The following is a 930-nucleotide window of genomic DNA, read 5'->3' on the forward strand; positions in this document are numbered from 1 at the left end:
ACAGAAACGGACGGGCAACGGTCGAGCAGGCACTGGCGCGGCTGAACTTCAAGCCGCGCGCGCTGGAGCCCGGCCATGTCTGGCTGGCCGGCGCCGGCCCCGGCGATCCCGGCTGCCTGACTCTGGAAGTGCTGGCGGCGCTTGGCCAGTGCGACGCGCTGGTTTATGACGCGCTGGTCTCGCCCGATGTCGTGGCGGTTGCTGAAGGCGCCGAGCTTTTCTACGCGGGAAAGCGCGGCGGCCAGCCCTCGATGAAGCAGGACGACATCAACGCCCTACTGGTGCGTCTTGCCCGCGAAGGCCGCCGCGTCGTGCGCCTGAAGGGCGGCGATCCCTATATTTTCGGCCGCGGCGGCGAAGAAGCTTTGGCGCTCGCGCGCGAAAACATTCCGTTCCGGGTGTTGTCCGGCCTGACCTCCGGCCTGAGCGCCTTGGCCGCGACCGGCATTCCCGCCACCATGCGTGGCATCAACAAGGCCGTCATCCTCGCCACCGGCCATGCCGCGGGCACCGATGACGACATCGACTGGGCCGCGATCGCGCGCACGGGCCAGCCCGTCGTCGTCTATATGGGCATGGCCAATCTGCCGGTGATAGCGGCGAAGCTGCTCAGCGGCGGCCTTGCGCCCTCCACTCCTGCCGCCGTGATCGTCGCGGCGACCACGCCGCAAGAGCGCATCGTTGTCGCAACGCTCGTGACAATCGCCGAGGCGGCCGCGGCCGCCGGGCTCGCCTCGCCGGCGCTGATCGTCGTCGGCGAGATCGTCGCCATGCGCGCGGCACTGGCAGGTGGATTGTGGCCGCCCGCGCGATCATCATCGGCGCGCCGCGCTCCGGTTCGGGCAAGACCAGCGTCACCATCGGCCTGCTGCGCGCGCTCGCCCGGCGCGGACTGAAGGTGCGCGGCGCGAAGTCCGGGCCGGACTATAT

Annotated in this window: 2 pseudogenes; both read left to right on the top strand. The window is 70.1% G+C overall.

The features are described 5' to 3' along the window. Positions 1 to 791 (top strand): annotated as a pseudogene (gene cobA / locus EOA29_RS38060) (uroporphyrinogen-III C-methyltransferase); the annotation flags it as partial. 5 nt (positions 792 to 796) lie between these two features. Then, positions 797 to 930, top strand: a pseudogene (locus EOA29_RS44140) (cobyrinic acid a,c-diamide synthase); the annotation flags it as partial.

It is taken from the genome of Mesorhizobium sp. M1E.F.Ca.ET.063.01.1.1 (genome assembly GCF_003998155.1).
GTDB lineage: Bacteria > Pseudomonadota > Alphaproteobacteria > Rhizobiales > Rhizobiaceae > Mesorhizobium.